General features: G+C 46.4%; 18 protein-coding genes. 14 read left to right on the top strand and 4 right to left on the bottom strand.

Annotation, left to right across the window (positions count from 1 at the left end; genetic code table 11):
- Positions 1-18 precede the first annotated feature (18 nt).
- Together BLS69_RS25025 and BLS69_RS25020 are read left to right on the top strand one after the other, a co-directional pair.
- Positions 19-735: a glycosyltransferase gene (locus BLS69_RS25025; protein WP_091037715.1), complete on the top strand. Its 717-nt coding sequence runs from the start codon at positions 19-21 to the stop codon at positions 733-735.
- A 249-nt stretch (positions 736-984) separates the two neighbouring features.
- Entirely contained in the window at positions 985-1515 is a 531-nt protein-coding gene (locus tag BLS69_RS25020; RefSeq protein ID WP_091037712.1) for a GNAT family N-acetyltransferase, read from the top strand.
- A gap of 144 nt (positions 1516-1659) precedes the next feature.
- Here BLS69_RS25020 and BLS69_RS32310 read toward each other — a convergent pair whose 3' ends face one another.
- Positions 1660-1830, bottom strand: a complete 171-nt coding sequence (locus BLS69_RS32310; protein WP_176873013.1) for a hypothetical protein — start codon at positions 1828-1830, stop codon at positions 1660-1662.
- Positions 1827-3065, bottom strand: coding sequence for a glycosyltransferase family 4 protein (locus BLS69_RS25015; RefSeq protein ID WP_091037709.1), 1239 nt, complete (start codon positions 3063-3065; stop codon positions 1827-1829). The genes BLS69_RS32310 and BLS69_RS25015 overlap by 4 nt, the downstream gene beginning before the upstream one ends.
- A gap of 186 nt (positions 3066-3251) precedes the next feature.
- On the opposite strand from BLS69_RS25015, the gene BLS69_RS25010 reads away from it, so the two are divergent.
- Together BLS69_RS25010 and BLS69_RS25005 are read left to right on the top strand one after the other, a co-directional pair.
- Complete coding sequence (locus BLS69_RS25010) at positions 3252-3611, top strand: hypothetical protein (protein ID WP_091037706.1); 360 nt, start codon at positions 3252-3254, stop codon at positions 3609-3611.
- A 218-nt stretch (positions 3612-3829) separates the two neighbouring features.
- Positions 3830-5359 carry a DHA2 family efflux MFS transporter permease subunit gene (locus BLS69_RS25005; RefSeq protein ID WP_249912926.1) on the top strand — a complete coding sequence of 510 codons (1530 nt, stop codon included), beginning with the start codon at positions 3830-3832 and terminating at the stop codon, positions 5357-5359.
- A gap of 65 nt (positions 5360-5424) precedes the next feature.
- Here the strand turns inward: BLS69_RS25005 and BLS69_RS25000 are convergent, their stop codons facing one another.
- On the bottom strand, positions 5425-6498 hold the full coding sequence (locus tag BLS69_RS25000; RefSeq protein WP_256332424.1) for a glycosyltransferase family 4 protein: 1074 nt from the start codon (positions 6496-6498) through the stop codon (positions 5425-5427).
- 474 nt (positions 6499-6972) lie between these two features.
- On the opposite strand from BLS69_RS25000, the gene BLS69_RS24995 reads away from it, so the two are divergent.
- The 7 genes from BLS69_RS24995 to BLS69_RS24965 all read left to right on the top strand — a co-directional run bounded on the left by BLS69_RS24995 (position 6973) and on the right by BLS69_RS24965 (position 13967).
- Entirely contained in the window at positions 6973-8106 is a 1134-nt protein-coding gene (locus BLS69_RS24995; RefSeq protein ID WP_091037700.1) for an ABC transporter ATP-binding protein, read from the top strand.
- Positions 8103-8819, top strand: coding sequence for an ABC transporter permease subunit (locus BLS69_RS24990; protein ID WP_017692528.1), 717 nt, complete (start codon positions 8103-8105; stop codon positions 8817-8819). Before BLS69_RS24995 ends, BLS69_RS24990 begins: the two co-directional genes overlap by 4 nt.
- A 4-nt stretch (positions 8820-8823) precedes the next feature.
- Complete coding sequence (locus tag BLS69_RS24985) at positions 8824-10218, top strand: GldG family protein (protein WP_091037698.1); 1395 nt, start codon at positions 8824-8826, stop codon at positions 10216-10218.
- Positions 10215-11231, top strand: a complete 1017-nt coding sequence (locus BLS69_RS24980; RefSeq protein ID WP_176873011.1) for a DUF4340 domain-containing protein — start codon at positions 10215-10217, stop codon at positions 11229-11231. Before BLS69_RS24985 ends, BLS69_RS24980 begins: the two co-directional genes overlap by 4 nt.
- 272 nt (positions 11232-11503) lie before the next feature.
- Positions 11504-12493 (top strand): YhcN/YlaJ family sporulation lipoprotein, encoded by a 990-nt coding sequence (locus BLS69_RS24975; protein WP_091037693.1) that lies wholly within the window; start codon positions 11504-11506, stop codon positions 12491-12493.
- A 240-nt stretch (positions 12494-12733) separates the two neighbouring features.
- Positions 12734-12958 carry a helix-turn-helix domain-containing protein gene (locus BLS69_RS24970; RefSeq protein ID WP_017692532.1) on the top strand — a complete coding sequence of 75 codons (225 nt, stop codon included), beginning with the start codon at positions 12734-12736 and terminating at the stop codon, positions 12956-12958.
- Positions 12959-13427: 469 nt separating this feature from the next.
- Positions 13428-13967 (top strand): DUF4303 domain-containing protein, encoded by a 540-nt coding sequence (locus BLS69_RS24965; RefSeq protein WP_091037690.1) that lies wholly within the window; start codon positions 13428-13430, stop codon positions 13965-13967.
- Between the two features lie 160 nt (positions 13968-14127).
- Here BLS69_RS24965 and BLS69_RS24960 read toward each other — a convergent pair whose 3' ends face one another.
- Positions 14128-14475 (bottom strand): hypothetical protein, encoded by a 348-nt coding sequence (locus BLS69_RS24960; protein ID WP_091037688.1) that lies wholly within the window; start codon positions 14473-14475, stop codon positions 14128-14130.
- 209 nt (positions 14476-14684) lie between these two features.
- Here BLS69_RS24960 and BLS69_RS24955 point away from each other — a divergent pair, with 209 nt between their 5' ends.
- Genes BLS69_RS24955 through nagA form a run of 3 tightly spaced genes read left to right on the top strand, consistent with a single transcriptional unit; the run spans position 14685 to position 17503 of the window.
- A complete protein-coding gene (locus BLS69_RS24955; protein WP_091037684.1) occupies positions 14685-15548 on the top strand; it encodes a MurR/RpiR family transcriptional regulator in 864 nt (287 codons plus the stop codon).
- A gap of 9 nt (positions 15549-15557) precedes the next feature.
- The gene (gene nagB / locus BLS69_RS24950) at positions 15558-16286 is read left to right on the top strand and encodes a glucosamine-6-phosphate deaminase (protein WP_091037991.1); all 729 of its coding nucleotides are present in this window, start codon (positions 15558-15560) and stop codon (positions 16284-16286) included.
- On the top strand, positions 16283-17503 hold the full coding sequence (gene nagA / locus BLS69_RS24945; protein ID WP_091037681.1) for an N-acetylglucosamine-6-phosphate deacetylase: 1221 nt from the start codon (positions 16283-16285) through the stop codon (positions 17501-17503). The genes nagB and nagA overlap by 4 nt, the downstream gene beginning before the upstream one ends.
- Positions 17504-17537 lie beyond the last annotated feature (34 nt).

Genomic DNA, 17537 nt, shown 5'->3' with positions numbered 1-17537 from the left:
AAGGAGGGGAAGGCCCGAATGGAGCCAAAAGTATCGATCGTCATTCCTTTTTACAATTGTGCTTATATCGAGCAGGCTGTTCACAGTGCCATTCACCAGACGTATCAACATATTGAAGTCATCGTGGTGGATGATGGGTCAACCGAGTACGTGGAGAAGCTACAACCATTCATGGATTCCATCCGCTATATTCACAAAGAAAACGGTGGAACCGCGACAGCATTGAATGAGGGCATCAAACATGCAACAGGGGATTACTTTGTCTGGCTCAGCTCGGATGATGTGATGCTGCTGGATCGGGTGGAGAAACAACTGAAGTTTATGCGAGAGGTCAAGGCTTCATTCTGCCATGGTGCCTACCATTATGTGAATGAGAAGAGTGAATGGTTGGATACGGTGCATCCGGAAGTGGGAAGTCGTCTGGAGATGTTGCAGGTACTGCTGGAAGGTTGTCCGATCAACGGCTGTACTGTCATGTTAGAGATGGAAGCATTTGAGCGGTTTGGACTGTTCGATACTGATTTTCGCTACACCCATGACTATGAGATGTGGATGAGGCTGTTTCCAATGTATGAGCTGTTCTACTACAATGAACCTCTGATGTGCTACCGATTGCATGAGTCAATGGGAACCAAACGTCACTTCAAGGCACTGGTTGCCGAGATGGAAAAAGTTCAAGAGAAGCATAGACCTATTTTACTCAATTTGCTTCAGGTTGGCGGGTACTGGAAGTAGATGGATTTGGCAATGATGGCTGAATGGAACAGATGTTAAATGGACAGGAGAGCACCCTTATGAAGCACTTTTTAAGTGTTATAAGTGGAAGCTCTTTTTTTGCTCTATGGACAGATTCGTGGACAGAAAGGGTGAACGATTGCTGAAGTCACTGTATAATGAAATGATTCATACACGGAAGGGACTGGACTATGCGCAGATATCAATATCTTAAACCCAAGTATTAATAAACTAATGGAGGTAAGAGTATTGATTACAGAGTTACACACAGAACGGTTATATTTGCGAAAAATGGACGTAGCGGATTCGGCCAGCTTGTTTAAAATTTGGTCTGACCCAGATGTGACTAGATTTATGAATATCACTCATTTTACAGATGAAAATCAAGCTATAGCCATGATTAATCTTCTGAATGATCTTTCTCAGGAAAATAAGGCCATTCGGTTCTCTATCTTTGCGCAAGAGTCCAACGAAATCATAGGTTCATGTGGTTATAATTCACTGGATTTTGACAATCTTAAAGCAGAAATTGGATATGACATTGCCAGATCACACTGGGGGAAAGGTTATGCTACGGAAGCGATCTCTTCTTTGTTAGTTCACGCATTCTCGACTATGAAGCTGAATCGAATTGAAGCAAAGGTTGACCCCGATAATGTGAATTCTATCAAGCTATTACAAAAGCTTAATTTCACATACGAAGGCACCCTCAGAGCATACGAGAGGGTAGGTGAAACGTTCAGTGATCTGAATATGTATTCCAAGTTGGCGACAGATTAATAAGATCTGTAATAGCGTGTTCTCGGTCCATTAGAACACATATGAAGCGAGCAAGGGGTGTCCTCAGTCATTCATATGACAGATGGGACACCCCTTGTTTGATATTTCGGCATATTATATAAAGACGGCATATCATTGGACAACTCAATCTTTTGAATTCATGATCGCCATGGATGCAGGATCGGGAAATACATATCCTTTAGGCAGCTTTTTCATCAATTCATTCATTACAGTGTAATCCACGTCGATGTGAGGTGTGGAAACTGGAGTCGAAAACCAGCGGTTGTACAGATCACTCGGTACAAGTAACGTCATATCGTATGTCCTCCTCTGTAGATGGCTTCTTGGTAGACTTGAAATGTACGCAATCCCATCACTTCCAGTGAACGGTGTTGTTCAGCCCAGGCTTTCGCCGCCGCACCCACTGTTCTCCGGGTAACATTATCCTCAAGTAGTGCATCCAACAGTTCACGGAGCGAGTCGACATCCTGCGGAGGAACAACCCATCCCGTACGTCCAGGTTCAACCATCTCGGGCATGCCGGCTGTGCCACTGACGATAACAGGTACACCCGCCAGTTGCGCTTCGGTAACGGAGAACGGCTGGGTGTCCTGCAGGCTGGGCTGGACATAGATATCTGCATGGCGCAGGAAGGAAGGAATATTGTCCAACTTGCCCCAGAACACAACATCCGCTCCAATACCTGTTGACGCGGCCTGTGCTCGCAATTCATCGGTTAGATTGCCTTCTCCTGCGATCCAGCAGACCCAATCAGAACGTATATTTTTCAGACTGGCTAAGGCCTTGATTAACACATGAACACCCTTGATGTATTCAAGTCGTCCGGTAAAGGCAATGACTTTCTTGCCCGCAGGTGGTCGCTGGCGGAACTTCACAGCTGCTGAGGCACGGTAGGCTGGGAGATCTACAGCATAGGGAATCTGTCTGAACTTTGATTCAGGAACGGCAAGTTCTGTAAGCGTACTCTTGATCCAGTGGCTTGACACGAGAATGAGCTCGGACTGTGCTGCACTTCTCTCTTCCAATGAGAGAAAATAACGTCCACGCTTGGATTGCAAATATGAAGGGAGAGTAAGCTGTGGGTTGGAATTTTGAGCATCGTAAAAGGCTTCGCGTGCAAGAGCGCCATGATAGCTTGTAACCAGTGGGATATTGCGGTTCAAAATGCGTTTTATGGCTACGGCAGCTACCGGATCTTGCGCATGAATAACGTCATAGTGGTCCACTCCCAGATAAGCGGCCGCCATCTCGAAGGCATATCTATTCAGTTCATAATAAGCGAGAAGAGGATCGGCAGTGAATTGTGGCAGATCAGTCGGATTGAGTTTGGCTTGCAGCATGGGCCACACCTTATCCTTGGAGAAAGCGCGATTCAGATTACGAACATATACTTCGTTATTGGCACCATTTGTGCCCATGATATCAACCTCTACACCAAGCGCCATCAGCCTGTCGGCCAGTTGTTTAACATATGTCCATATGCCTCCCATATGTGTAAGCTCCCAATACGTAACGAGCAGAACTTTCATAGCTACCTCCTTGTCACGACCTGCACCGGCCGAGCTTCTATCCTTTTATTCTATGAAAAAAGAGGACCGGAAGGTCGGGCATTTCCGTGTAATTGGTCGAAAATGGGTGAATGCAAATGGCAATGGACGAGAGGAAGCATATCCTATGTACAGGAAGGTTCATGTGCTCCGAAGGAGGGATCTACAGTGGCGGTATATTTACTTGAGATTCATGAGAATCTGTTACAGACATTTGTTCCCGTCAAGTACATGGATGTGGAGTTGGCCTATGTGGGCGGCGAGGAAGGGACGGATGTATTTGTTGGTGGAGCCAGTATTCACGGAGAACTGTACCGACACCTGTTTCACCTAACGGCATATTCGGGGGGAGCGGGCGGTAATCAGGTCATTCATAATCTGGATGTGTCATCCGAGCCTCATGAACTGAGGATCATCAGCAACAGCTCTTCACCGAAGCATCTGGTTATTCGAATATATTGCAGAAGTATTCACGGTCAGACATTGGGCATACTGTCAGAATATCAGATGATGAAGCTTGCAGATTGATATGGACATCATTGCATAGTCATGATTAACCAACGTGTGGAGCAGGGAAGGTGCCTGTTCCATTTTTTTGTGGTGGATCCATAATAGAAATGCCTGAAAAAATAGCTTGACAGCAAAGGTATTTTCATTAGAATTAGATCAGTATTAAACGAAAGTTTAAAACGACGATTTAAAACGATAGTTTGAAATTAGTCGTCAATATAGGCTGAGTGAGACGCATGGATAAGCCTGCGATCTCCTGGCTGGAAAAGAGTGTGGAGAACGTGAAAGAACAAACAGCAGTATCCCAGGAGCCCGCAGAGTTTTCAATCAAAACGATTATACTGCCACTCCTGGCTATTATCGTCGGTATGATCATGGTTATACTGGACAGCACGGTGGTGAACGTGGCCATTCCGAATCTCGTTCAATATTTCGAGACCGACCTGAAAACCATCCAATGGACGGTTACGGGTTACACTCTGGCTTTGTCTGCAGTTATTCCACTGGCAGGCTGGTTAACGGACCGCTTTGGTGCCAAAAGAGTATTTCTGTTCACGATTGCCATGTTCACCTTGGGTTCTGTGTTATGCTCGATTGCCCAATCACCTGAGCAATTAATCATTTACCGTGTCATTCAGGGCCTTGGTGGAGGCATGGTTGCCCCTATTGGTATGGCAATGGTCTTTCGTCTGGCTCCTCCTGAGCGAAGAGGTTCCATCATGGGGATGCTGGGAATTCCGATGCTGCTTGCCCCTGCATTGGGTCCGGTGTTGTCCGGGTGGTTTATTGAATCACTGAGCTGGCACTGGATCTTCCTGATTAACTTGCCCATTGGTATTGCAGCTTTCATTCTATGTATCAAGTTTTTGCCTGATACAGATCGTGGACGCACACCTGCACTGGATCTGCTCGGCATGATTCTGGCGCCAATTGCGTTCTCGATGCTGGCCTACGGTGTGAGTGAGGGTGGAACGAGCTGGACGTCTGCAACAACTTTGACGGGTGTCATTGTGGGTGGTGTAGCGCTCATTTTGTTCATTATTGTGGAGCTTCGTCATCAAAATCCATTGCTTGAACTCCGGGTATTCAAATCATCTGATTTCTCACGGGGAATTATTCTCGCATGGGTGTCACAAGTGGCACTGTTCGGTGCGATGATCCTGATCCCGCTCTACTTGCAACAGATCAAAGGGTACACTGCACTGGAAACTGGATTGATTCTGCTGCCACAGGCATTGGCTTCCGGAGTGGGTATGCCGCTTGGTGGTCGATTGTTTGATAAAATAGGTGCTAGACCTCTGGCCTTTGTGGGTCTGGGTATTATCTCGGGAGCATTGTTTATTCTGTCCTCCATCACTGCGGAGACAGGTCTTGGCCTGATAATAACGGCTCTGGTCATGATGGGTCTGGGTATGGGCTTGTCCATGATGCCACTCAATACGCATGTATTAAATGCTGCACCGCGCAAGTTGGTTGGACGGGTGACACCGCTCACGGCCGCTGCACAGCAAGTGGTCGTGTCCTTTGCGGTTGCAGGGCTTACAGGCTTCCTTACTTCAAGAATCGCAGACAATACAACGAGTACGGAGCCGACCGCTATCGTTCATGGTTTGGTGGCTGGTTTCAATGATACGTTTTTCCTGGCCGCTTGTATTGCATTGTTCGGATGTTTGCTCAGTCTGATTCTGCGCAAACCTAAACCGATGCAGGAAGAAGAACTTCAAAATGGCGACAAGCCTGATCCCGCGATGATGATGGGACACTAAGACTCTATAAAAACCATACTAAGGCAGTTCAGAGAAATTTTGCTGAACTGCCTTTTTTGTTATGCTCAATGGAAAATTCGCAGTGCTGTCATCATTTCACGGAAAGAAATGGCATATCGATCTGGTGAAAAAGACAAGCTCATATGCTGTCTGCCCTGAATGCGAATATACTCACGCAGTTTCTTGTTATTCATCAGGTCCCTTGCTTCGGCTACAGCGGCCTCTACATTTCCAATTGGATAAAACTTACCAGTCTTATTATGTGTGATAAATGAACGCACACCATCCGAATCCGTGCTGAGCACCGGGCAGCCACAACTGATGGCTTCAGCGACGGCATAACCGAATCCTTCAAGCAGGGAAGTGGATAACATGATGCCCCCTGAAGCGGCAATCATGGAATAATATGCAGGCATCTGAGAATGAGGAACATTGATAAAAATGCCAATCCGATCCTCAAGCCCGTATTCTGCCAGCATGTGCCGGAACATGACTTCATCTTCTGGATTAGCCAAAGTTGGATCGTGGAACAACCATAGTCTGGCTTCCGGATTTTTTTTGACGATTTCACTCGATATGATTAAATATTCACGCCAGTTTTTGTTGTGTTCAAGTCGTCCTACCCAAGCCAGCACCGGATAGGGTGGCGTATCCACCAAGATTGGTGCGAAGGTGTCGGTATCCAGCATATTAGGAATAACAAACCGATGAAGCCAAGGACAGATATGAATGAACATATCCAGCAGATGGTCTGTGGGAGGTATAACGGCAGCATCACAATGAGCTTGGAGGTAAGGGACACCCATCTGTATCGTTTCCAGAGCCTGATCGCGTGTTCCGAGTCCCTGCGCTTCAAAAATAATACGTCCCGTATAACCTAGTCCTCTCAAGCGTCCGGGCATAGCGATGTCTGAAGTGGCAATGATGGCATCATAATGATGAGTATGAATGATATGATGGATATCCTCGTCACTGGACGCGGTGAAAATGGGCGTATCACTGTTGTTCTGCAATCCCGAGCCTGTGTTGAGATACAATAGGTGCGATTCAATGCCATGACGTTTCAGAACAGCGGTGCGCAGTCGATTTAACGTATCCACGCCACCGCTTGGAATATAAAACGTGAATAATACTTTCACACGATTCACCCTCTGACTTTTGGTCAGGAGCACATTCTCCTGTACTCTATGTTACGTTGGCTCTAAGTGCAGGGTGTGGGTGTTAACCGGATTGTTCACATTTTTGACAAAAATTTTTAAGCTGTCTTTTAAGTGTCATTAAGCTGAGGCTAGGATAGCTCACGTAAGATACAAGGAACTTCCCGTGTCTATCATCTATTACATAAGTTCAACATAACATTTACACGATAAACGGAGAGGCAGAAATAACTTGAAGAAGCGAAGCGTTCGCCTAAAAGCTTTCTGAAAAGAAAGCTACATCGGAAGCATACGCTATCCCCGGATTTTTCCTTCTGATGAAGGAATCAAAAAAATATGGGGATAACAGTGATCGGAAGGTTATTCTGCCATCGGAGTGCAAGTGTAAATATTTTCAGTTGAATTTATATAACGAACGATGGTGCACGGGTATTTTAACGGGAAAGGATGAATGATGTGCTCGAAGTGAAACAGGTCAGCAAAGTTTACGAAGGGCAACGCGGCGTACATCAACTGGATTTCACCATGGAACGTGGTGAGATTGTTGGCTTTCTCGGGCCCAATGGTGCCGGAAAAACAACAACGATGCGTATGATTACGGGTTATGTGCATCCAACCGCGGGTTCCATCATGGTGGATGGGGTATCGGTGCATGAGCAGGGTCAGCGTGTTCGTTCCAAGATTGGGTATCTGCCTGAAACTCCGCCACTGTATCCCGATATGACGGTGCAGTCCTATCTTAAATTCGTAGCCAATTTACGAGATGTCCCGGCACGTGAGGTTAAGCTGCGGGTCAGTGAGATGGTTAGCAGACTGGGGCTTCAGGGTCGGGAAAGGCAAATGGTACGTGGGTTATCCAAAGGATACAAACAACGCCTTGGGCTGGCAGGAGCCATTATTCACAAGCCGGATCTGCTGGTTCTGGATGAGCCAACATCGGGCCTTGATCCAAACCAGATTATCGAGATCAGAGATCTGATTCGAGAACTGGGGGAGAACCATACAGTGCTGCTCAGTACGCATATTTTGCCTGAAGTGAGCACGCTCTGTAATCGAATGTTGATCATCAATCAGGGACAACTCGTGCTGGATGGTTCACCTCAGCATTTCGGATCAGCAATGGGGGATCAGTTCAAGGTGTCGATTGAAGTGAAGGCCACTACGGAGCAATTACATAATGTGCTGACCCCATGGGAGAAGGTGCAGAGTGAAGTCATTCAAACATCGGATGCGAATACCGCCAAAGATACTTCACTTAATTCAGATTCAGCGAATACGGTTAAAATGCTGCTTACTGGAGAAAACTCGGAAGATTTCCGGGAGGAGCTGTTCTACCTTTTGTCAGGTGCAGGATTACCGATACTGGAGATGAAGAAGGAGAACCTAAGTCTGGAGCAAATCTTCCTGAAGCTGACCACAACCGAGGCCACAGACACAGACGCAAATTCGGCAGATGTGGATAAGGTTGCTGGGGCAGAGATGGATCAGGATGTAACTTCGGACATCGACTCGTCGAGTATATCGGGAACAACAGTTAGTACAGCAGCAGATGCTTCGCCCCATTCTCGCAAAGGGGAGGACTCCAAATGAGACGAATGATGGCGGTATGCAATAAAGAGCTGCAAGCTTATTTTCTGTCACCCACGTCCTATTTTGCTTTTGCCGTATATGTACTGATGACCAGTCTGCTGTTCTATTCAAGCTTTGTATATTACCAGCCGAGCATTGTCGATTATCGTCTCGTGTTGGGCGATACGTTGTCCATGCTGCTGTTTGTTGTGCCCTTGTTAACGATGCGACTCGTTGCAGAGGAATTCAGACAGGGAACGGATGAATTGTTGCTGACTTCTCCGGCACGAGTAACAGAAATTATTTTTGGTAAATATCTTGCTTCTCTGGCCATTCTGGTTGTGCTCATCCTGTGCAGTCTGGTGTACCCTTTCATCATGTCATTTTATGGGACATTGGATATGACGACGGTATGGATGTCTGCGCTGGGGTTATTTTTCCTGGGCGGAAGCATGATGGCGATTGGACTGTTCGCTTCCACGTTATCTCAACATCAGATGGTGTCTGCGGTGGCGGGTTTTATTATTTTGCTCGTTTTGTGGATGCTTGATTCATTCGCAGGTAATACAGGTTCTGCTTTGCAACAGTGGCTGGACCCGTTTGCACTGACTAACCGGTTCGACAGCTTCATGAAAGGCGTACTTAGTGGACCGGATATCTTGTATTATGTCACCCTTTCGGGTGTGTTTCTGCTGTTAAGCATTCAAATTGTGGAACGGAAGCGGTGGAGGTGAGAAGATGAAAAAATGGTTAAGTCATACCAACAGTACCGTGCTGTCCGTAGCGGTGATTGGCATCTTTATTTTGCTAACACTGTTCCTGAATTCCCTTGGCGGCTTCCAGCTCGATCTGACCTCGAACAAACAATACACGTTATCTGACCAGTCCCTTACTGCGATCAAAAATGTGAAGGATGACGTCAACATTCTGGTGTTAACGGTCGAAAATGCCAACAACACCGTCCTGAACCGTGAGGTCACGGATATGGTCGAGGAATACACGAAACGTAACAGCAAGTTGAAAATAAAACAATATAATCTGACGCAGGAACCTGCGCTTGCATCCAAATACGGCATAACAGGCAGCTCCATTGTGCTGGAGCAGGGAGATCAACACAAAGTGATTGATATCGCCAGTTTGTTCACCGCGACAGGTGACGGCAGTGATGGATCATATCAGTTCACAGGTGAGGAAAAACTTACGCAGGCGCTCATGAATATGTCATCCACCGAAATGCACAAAATGGTCTTTTTGACCGGACATGAAGAGCTGAGTCTCGCTCAAATGACTACGCTGAAATCCTCCTTGGAACAAAATAATGTGCAGACGGAAGAGTTGCAGCTGAATCAGGCCGGGAAAGTTCCGGAAGATGCAGATGTGCTTGCCATTATTGGTCCACAACGCGATCTCAGTGATACGGAAATGAAAGCCATTCGCACCTATCTGAGTAATGGAGGTAAGCTGTTATTATCCCTCGGATTTGTGGAAGATATGAAATCCAGTTGGAAAAACATCGATGCTCTGATGGCTGACTATGGCGTCGTTGATGAGCATGCGGTCATGGTGGATAATCAGCAAGCCAGTACGATGGGGCCACTCTGGGTGGTGCCGGAGTATGGTACACATGCAATTACGGACAAACTTGCTGCAAGCCAATTGTATCCGATGTTGTCGCTGTCGATTGCGTTGACCAGCAAAGAACAGGATAAATATACCCTTTCACCGTTAATTCATTCTTCGAATGACAGTTATGGGGAGACAAATATCGGCGGCTTATTGCAAAATGAAACAAGCAATGATGCCGAAGAGGACATTCAGGGACCAGTGGAACTGGGGTATGCAGCCGATACAACGGATGGTAAACCGAAGGCGGTTATTCTGGGCTCGTCCATTTTCATGCAGGATTCGGAAATTGCAAATGGCGGCAATCGGGACTTTATTTTGAATACGGTAAACTATCTGAGTGAGAAAGAAAATGGATTGACGATTCGCCCAAGGGTACAAGCCGGGTATGAGATGGCATACCTGAATGGCGAACAGGCCAGAACGATTTTCTTCGTGGCTATTGTAGCGTTCCCGCTCATCTTTGTTATCATCGGTGTACTCTTATGGTGGAGGCGCAGACGGGTATGAGAAAATGGGTCCCAACGATTCTGGTAGTCATCGTACTGATTGTGGGCTGGGTGTACGCGGCCAGTCAAAATTATTTTCGAGAAGAAGAAGCGGTACAAGCCAAATTGCTCGGTATTCAATCCGGGGATATCCAATCCATCACAATACATGACACTACGGAGGAGACATCTGGTGCAGCAGGATCTTCGACTTTGTCGCTTGAAAATGGCGTATGGCAGATGGTTGAGCCAAAAGCCTATCCTCTGAACGGTTACAGTGTAAGCGGCTGGCTGGATGCTCTGAGTAGTGCGAATCAGGAACTGGTGGTGGAAGAAGCGCCAACGGATCTGGATAAGTACGGATTAGGAACAGATGCTACACGTATGGATATCAAACTCAAAGATAATCGGGAGATCAAACTGGCTATTGGTGGCCAGCTTCCAGCAGATGATGCACGTTATGTGCGTGTTGATTCGGGTCCTGTGGTTGCCGTGCAGACAGAGGCGATTACCAGCATGGCTTTGTCTCGTCGTGATTTGTTGGACACTACACCTTTTAACATGGATGAGACAAATGTTGGGTCTCTGGAGTGGGAAGGTGAAGCAGCTACCTGGATGTTAACATCGGCATCGAAGAACGATGCGGCAGAGCAGACTTGGACACTGAATGGAAAAACGATTGAATCCACCGATGCCGTATCTCTTATCGGCAAAATCAAAAACTTGTCGACAGCAGATGATGTGCGCAAAGCGTCCGAGCTGAAGAATTCGGTTCCACGATTCACCCTGTCTGTTGAACAGACGGTCAATGGGCAACAAGTTCGAGATGTGTATCGAGGAATTACGGTGCCATCCGAATCGGATCAGATCTGGGTCATTACGCCGGATGGTCAATGGGCATATGCCATGGAGGCGACGAGTCTAACGGAAGCCGAGAAATTCCCGGATACAATTAAAGCATCCACAACTTCTTCGGAAGAGTCATCAAGTTCGGCAAATGAAGCAACGACATCCTCATCAACAGACGGGAAATGAGTGGGGCGGAAGATAAGTGATATTATTGTGTTGAGATGCAAATATTATGATGCAAATATTATTTCGAGGCAGTGCTGCGAACAAGCAGCACTGTTTTTTTATTTTATATAGCAAGAAATTCACGGTCCACAGATCAAAAACTATAAACAAAGACCAGAACCAGAAGACCCGAATCTATAGGGTAAGGTACCATATCCTTTCAGCATATCGGTACGTACAGAAGCACATCCTATCTTTGTGACCAAAACCAACAAACATTGGAGGATGAGTACATGCCAGCAGTCAAAAAGGCAACAGCTATTACGTTATCATTATCTACTGCGATCTTTGTAATGGCCGGTTTGACAGGTTGTGGCACGAATCGGGATACCAACAATATGCATACACAAAGTGTTCGTCAGCAAGCCAACGGCATTAACCGTTATGGTGTGGAAACAAATGGCATGGATGGCATCCGTGCGAAAAGTTATCGCATGCATAATGTCACTGACCTGAAATCCAGTGAAGAGCTGGCAAAACGCATCACGGAGATGAAGGAAGTTAAATCTGCCCGTGTCATGTTAACGGATCGTAATGCTTATGTGGCCGTTCGTTTGGCAGATGGTCACGCAGGCAAGTTGGAAAGCAAGTCCAATGGTCGTACGAGCATGCTGAATGGAACGATGCGTAATCATGCCAGTGATACCATGCGTGGGGGAAACATGAATCACGATATGGGTGGTATGCGTGTGAATGGCGGTACGGGCACAATGTCTCCGTACAGCACTAGCGGAATTGCTCCAGGACTGAACACGAATTCAGCAACGGATCGCAGCCATATGGGGAATGACCGCAGCATCTATGGAACCATGGGCACAGGTACAATTGGTATGATGCGTGGTCTGACAAATAGTGGCAAAGCACGTGGGACGGACGATGGGCATTATGGTATGAAAAGTGAAGGACAACGTGTAGATAGCACGGATGATAACACATCAGCTGAGATTAAAGGTAAGATTTCAGCAAAAATCAAGCAGTTTGCACCGAACATCGAGAATGTATATGTATCAGCCAATCCGGATTTTGTGGAGCAAGTGGAGAACTACGCCACAGATATTCGTAATGGTAAGCCAGTCAGTGGCATGATCGATACATTCCAATCGATGGTAGAGCGTATTTTCCCAACCAACGGTACGGATACCAATCACCGTGATGGCATCCTTGACGATGGTCTGATGAACCGTAATCACAATGGTGGGGTCATGAATCGAATGAATCGGTAGTTTTTTGACTGAACAAGTGTGCCTTTGCGCAGATGGTAACATCAGCTGCAGGGGCATGTTTGTTTTACATAACCCAATACATATATCACTGAACGCGTTCTATTCGGACAATGAATCACATAATTCCTGCCCATTTTTCTTATAAAACTGAACCAACGCCCTTGACCTGACATAAGATGAGTTGACTGTATCCCCTTAACCTTGTTACACCAACACAACCCGAGCAAGGAGGGGTGAACATTGAAGGGTATCGATCATAAAAGCAAATTTTTGTTAACCCACCGTGAACGCGAAGTATTCGAATTACTGGTTCAAGACAAAACAACGCGTGACATCGCAGGGCAGTTATTCATCAGCGAGAAAACGGTGCGTAACCATATTTCGAATGTGATGCAGAAACTCAATGTTAAGGGTCGTTCGCAGGCAGTTGTCGAGCTGATTAAGCTTGGAGAACTGAAGATTTAGTTGCGAATTACAGTTAGGATTAAGTAGCAGCATGAAAGCCTTTCTCTATTCTTTGTCATGAAGAATGGGGCAAGGCTTTTTTGCTGCTATGGACCATGAAATGAGGGAGGTTAAAAATAATTTGAGGGAAGATCCGAAACGTAGCATCGCTTGTTTTCGATATTTTAGTAGACCATAATGATTACATATACGAAGATAAGGCAGTAGAATTGAAACAATGGTTTGAACGGATGATTGGGTTCTTAAATCACATTTCCATCAGTTAGACTACACAGTTACATTAGAACATAGAGGACAGAAATGACCTGAAGAAGCAGAGCGTTCGCCTTTATCCCCAGATGTTCACCCTTATAAAAAATGATTCAAAAAATCTGGGGATAACAGTGATCGGAAGGTTATTCTGTCAGCGGAGTGGCAAGTGTAACTATTCCGTATTTCAACTTATATTAGCAATGGAAGGATGAGCTAAATGGACCGTTTCTTAAATGAATTTGAAGATCATTTTCGTGCGGGTTTTCTGCCCGATCTGGAACAAACGCTGGCTAAGGTTCAGGATGAGAAAGTATATGCTTGTGCATTTGGAACGGACAGTGATTGGGTAACGCTGTTCATGGCGGTAAATACAGAGGAGTCATTGAGCAAACATATTACCAATATGAAAGAACAGGGTTTGTGCGACAGCGAGCAGGACGAGATCTATTACAGATGGGGCTGCTCCGAATATCAATATGGCGAGGATACGCACTTTAACCACATCAGCCGATTGTTGTATGCGACAGAGGAGGTCCAGGAGTATAAGGATGAGATCATTCGAATCATCGCCAAAGTTGTGAATGAGACAGCAGATGACGTTTTTGCCCGATATGGACAAGCAAAAGCAGACATTACGTTCTTTGTTTCTCTAACAGATGACGATCTAGCGGAGGAGATTGAAAATCAATCGGTTCATCAAATGACTGTCCCCAGCTTAGCCAGCAAATTCTTAAAACGATATGATGACATGAATTAGACCGAGTTAACTTGAGTTGAGCGTTTAGTTGAATGGAAATTGCATTAAAACGAATTGAATCTTAGTACCGCGAAAGTCTTTCCTATTCTTTAACTAAACTAAAGAAGGAAGAGGCTTTTTTGTTTTTGCGTGAAAAAATGAAACAAACGAATCCATACACTTATTGATTCCTATTCATTTGAAGGAACATCCTCCATTTTTTCTTCGAAAATGGCTGATAAAAGAGCTGCTCCAATTCCTCAAATTGTGCTTCGTTCAGATGAAGATGGAGCGCTCTTTTCGCAATTTTTGCGGCAGGTTGGGAAGCGGATTTCCTTCCTCCGGCTTTTCGTTTGATCGGAATATGAAATTGTAGCAAGTCTTCGAGCTGATTCCAACCTTCCCAACTCAACCGACCTCCGCGTTTCCAGTCGATAGCATAGAGGGCATAATAGGCGTGTCCTTCTGTTTGTTTGGAAGCCATAATCCAGATGGAAGGAATGAGCTTTTCCCGTTGTCTTCGATTCATTAGAATTGCACCCCTCTCGATTCTTAATATAAAGGACATCAACTATGCGTATCAAGCAGGTGAGGGGCTATACACGCTCAGATCATTGCAAAAGTCATGTTAAATTCCTCTTGATTTGCAGGATCGTCTTGATTAAAATTAAGTTATAAAAATGATTTTCTTAATTTATTAAAAATAAATAAAAATAATTTTCATAAAGCGAGGTCCTCATGGCAGCCATATTACGTGCGTTGCAGCAAGAACTGAATAACCTTCCGTCTCAGGAGCGACGTATTGCCGAAGTCATTATGCAATCTCCATCGGACATTCCCGGGTGGACGATTAGTCATCTGGCAGAGCAGAGTGGCACAAGTGCGGCGACGGTGACCCGCTTTTGCAAGTCGTTTCATTTTAAAGGCTTCCCCGATTTCAAAATGAAACTCGCCGCAGAATTGTCCCACGCATCTGATGAAACGGCGTATCAGGATATTGTAGCGGGCAATTCCCTATCCAAAATTGTTGAAGCTATCGAAGCCAATCACCTCGCGTCGATTGCAGATACCACCCGTTTGCTGGATTTGGGCAGATTGGAGCAAGCCGTTCAATTATTGTGCCAGGCTCGCCGCATCGATCTGTACGGTGTGGCTACCTCATCGATTGTTACACAGGATTTCTATCAGAAACTGGTGCGGATCGGCAAGAGCTGTACGGCTTTTTCCGACTCACATATGCAGATTACATCCGCATCTTCGCTCGCCGAGGGAGATGTGGCGATGGCCGTATCCTATTCAGGCGAAACACCGGAGACCATCGATGCCCTGCATTGTGCCAAAGAGGCCGGAGCTTCTACGATTTCACTGACTTCCTATGGAAGTAACACACTCGCAACGGTATCGGATATCTCATTGTTCACCTCTTCTCTGGAAGAAGGAATGAGGCGTGGAGATATGGCTTCACGTATTGCACTGCTGCATGTGGTCGATATTTTGTTCACAGGCATGGTAAGTGCCGACTTCGACCGTTTTATCCCCAGACTGGAACAATCCTATCATAATGTGCAATCTTATCGAGTCCAACACAACGGAGGTGCCTGACAGATGAAGATGAATATACGAATTTTTGAAAATGAAGAAGACTTGAACGCCACGGGTGCTGGCCTCATTGCCAGCTTGTTGCAAACCAAACCACGGGCTGTACTGGGGCTCGCGACAGGAAGTTCTCCTGTGGGCATATATAAACAGCTTATCACGTTGTACCAGAAGGGGCTTGTCAGCTTCTCACAGGCTTCTTCTTTTAATCTCGATGAGTATGTTGGACTTCCAACAGAACATCGCGAGAGTTACCGCAGTTTCATGAACGAACAATTATTCAAACATATCGATATAGATATTGCTAGAACGCAAGTGCCTGATGGTCAGGCTGCCGATCTGGAACAGGAATGTAATTCCTATGAACAACGGCTGGACGATCGTGGACCTGTAGATCTGCAACTGCTTGGCATTGGACATAATGGTCATATTGGCTTCAATGAACCGGGAACTGAACTTACAGGACGAACACATGTTGTGGATCTGAAAGACGAGACGCGAAAGGCAAACGCACGCTTCTTTGACAGCATTGATGAAGTTCCGGCTCAGGCGATTACGATGGGTGTTGGTACCATTTTGAAAGCCAAACAAATTCTGCTCATTGCCCGTGGCGAGGAAAAAGCCGAGATTATTCGCGAAGCATTCATGGGCCCAATCACAACGGCCTGTCCTGCATCGCTTTTGCAATGTCATCCAAATGTGGTGGTATTGCTGGACCGTGCAGCTGGGAGGCTGGTGAGATGACCGAGGTGAATAGCCATGAACCTAGGAGTCAGCGTGATGAAAATATTTCTCTTCTTCGGGGCAAGCTGCTCCTTGCAGATGAGATATTGGAAGACGGTGTATTAGCTTGGAGGGATGGGAAAATCATCTATGCTGGGATACCGGAAGGTCTTCCTGAACAGATTCGGAGCGAGGCTTTGCCGCTGTCAGTACCGGAACGTGGTCTCATTGTGCCTGGATTCATTGATATCCATGTGCATGGTGGGAACGGAGAAGACTTTATGGACGCAAGCCCTGAGGTGTTGGACAAGATCACTTCTTTCCATAGTACGCAGGGAACAACAGCGATGCTTGCGACTTCCATGACAGCTCCAAAAGAGCGACTGGATAACGTACTTGCTGAGGTCAATCGGTACCGTTCCGGTGAAATGCCTTATGCTCAGCTTGAAGGTGTACACTTGGAAGGTCCGTTTTTTAGTCCGAAATGGCCTGGTGCGCAAAATCCGGAACATATCATACTGCCTGATGTATCTTGGCTCGAAGCATGGGAGAAGCAATATCCTGGCCTGATCCGTCAAGTTACGTTGGCACCGGAACGTGAAGGCGGGCTGGAAGTCATTTCATGGCTGCGAGAACAACGGATTACAGCGGCACTTGGCCATACAGATGCGACCTATGAAGAGGTGGAGCGGGCAGTGGAAGCCGGACTGCATCATGCGGTACATACATTCAATGCCATGACACCGTTGCATCATCGGTTACCCGGGGCTGCCGGAGCCGTGCTGAGTGATCCACGTATCAGTGCCGAGGTGATTGCCGACGGCATTCATGTTCACCCTGCGGCGATCTCAATCCTCGCTCAGCTGAAGCAACATGATGATCAACTCGTGTTGATCACAGATGCCATGTCTGCGGCGGGATTGGATGACGGGGAATACAAGATCGGTGACCTGCCCGTAATCGTGAAGCATGGCGAGGCCAGACTGAAGGACGGCGGCGCACTGGCGGGAAGCACGCTGACAATGATTCGTGGTTTCCGTTACCTGGTACAGGAAGTGGGTCTGAGTCTGAACGCTGCATCACGTGCAGCAAGCCTGACACCGGCACGCCTGCTGGGCATTGATCATCGGACAGGTTCCCTGGCTCAAGGAAAACAGGCAGATATCGTTTTGCTGAATGCGGTGCTGGATATTGAGAGTGTGTGGGTTAAGGGCAGACGGATTGGCGAGTCATATTAGATTTAGAAAATTAGTATCGTGCTAATAACTCTCA

This window comes from Paenibacillus sp. CF095 (assembly GCF_900101225.1).
Lineage (GTDB): Bacteria > Bacillota > Bacilli > Paenibacillales > Paenibacillaceae > Paenibacillus.
Note: the sequence above shows the minus strand (reverse complement) of the source record. Positions and strands in the feature narration are given on the sequence as shown.

Bases quoted from the DNA above. Each gene is read 5' to 3' on its own strand.
- nagA (WP_091037681.1), top strand. From the start codon at position 16,283: ATGACCGAGGTGAATAGCCATGAACCTAGGAGTCAGCGTGATGAAAAT.
- BLS69_RS24960 (WP_091037688.1), bottom strand. From the start codon at position 14,475: ATGAATCGAAGACAACGGGAAAAGCTCATTCCTTCCATCTGGATTATG.
- BLS69_RS24990 (WP_017692528.1), top strand. From the start codon at position 8,103: ATGAGACGAATGATGGCGGTATGCAATAAAGAGCTGCAAGCTTATTTT.
- BLS69_RS24975 (WP_091037693.1), top strand. From the start codon at position 11,504: ATGCCAGCAGTCAAAAAGGCAACAGCTATTACGTTATCATTATCTACT.
- BLS69_RS24985 (WP_091037698.1), top strand. From the start codon at position 8,824: ATGAAAAAATGGTTAAGTCATACCAACAGTACCGTGCTGTCCGTAGCG.
- BLS69_RS24980 (WP_176873011.1), top strand. From the start codon at position 10,215: ATGAGAAAATGGGTCCCAACGATTCTGGTAGTCATCGTACTGATTGTG.
- nagB (WP_091037991.1), top strand. From the start codon at position 15,558: ATGAATATACGAATTTTTGAAAATGAAGAAGACTTGAACGCCACGGGT.
- BLS69_RS24965 (WP_091037690.1), top strand. From the start codon at position 13,428: ATGGACCGTTTCTTAAATGAATTTGAAGATCATTTTCGTGCGGGTTTT.
- BLS69_RS25015 (WP_091037709.1), bottom strand. From the start codon at position 3,065: ATGAAAGTTCTGCTCGTTACGTATTGGGAGCTTACACATATGGGAGGC.
- BLS69_RS24955 (WP_091037684.1), top strand. From the start codon at position 14,685: ATGGCAGCCATATTACGTGCGTTGCAGCAAGAACTGAATAACCTTCCG.
- BLS69_RS25005 (WP_249912926.1), top strand. From the start codon at position 3,830: ATGGATAAGCCTGCGATCTCCTGGCTGGAAAAGAGTGTGGAGAACGTG.
- BLS69_RS32310 (WP_176873013.1), bottom strand. From the start codon at position 1,830: ATGACGTTACTTGTACCGAGTGATCTGTACAACCGCTGGTTTTCGACT.
- BLS69_RS25025 (WP_091037715.1), top strand. From the start codon at position 19: ATGGAGCCAAAAGTATCGATCGTCATTCCTTTTTACAATTGTGCTTAT.